We start from the raw sequence: 261 nt of genomic DNA, 5'->3' as shown, positions 1-261 counted from the left end.
GGCGACACCTACGACCGCGCCGAGCGGTCCGTGCGCCGGGCCGGCCGCGAGGCCTACGACCGGGCCGAGGACGCCTACGAGACCGGCGGCCGCTCTCTGCGCCAGGGCGGGCGCGAGGTGAGCCACCAAGTCGCCGAGCATCCCGTGGCCGCCCTGCTGGTGGCCGGCCTCCTCGGCTACGGCCTCGGCCTCCTCATCCACGGCCGCGACTGATCCGCAGAGCCGCGACAGATCGATCCCACCGCGCCGGGACTGCGCGGT

1 pseudogene is annotated in these 261 nt (G+C 76.2%); it reads left to right on the top strand.

Going from position 1 to position 261, the window contains the following annotated elements:
- Positions 1 to 213: pseudogene (locus ASF20_RS05805) on the top strand (CsbD family protein); the annotation flags it as partial.
- Positions 214 to 261 lie beyond the last annotated feature (48 nt).

The sequence above is a fragment of the Methylobacterium sp. Leaf88 genome, from assembly GCF_001422795.1.
In the GTDB taxonomy this organism is placed as follows: Bacteria; Pseudomonadota; Alphaproteobacteria; order Rhizobiales; family Beijerinckiaceae; genus Methylobacterium.
The sequence above is the reverse complement of the archived record's forward strand: the minus strand, read 5'-3'. Positions and strand labels throughout refer to the sequence as shown.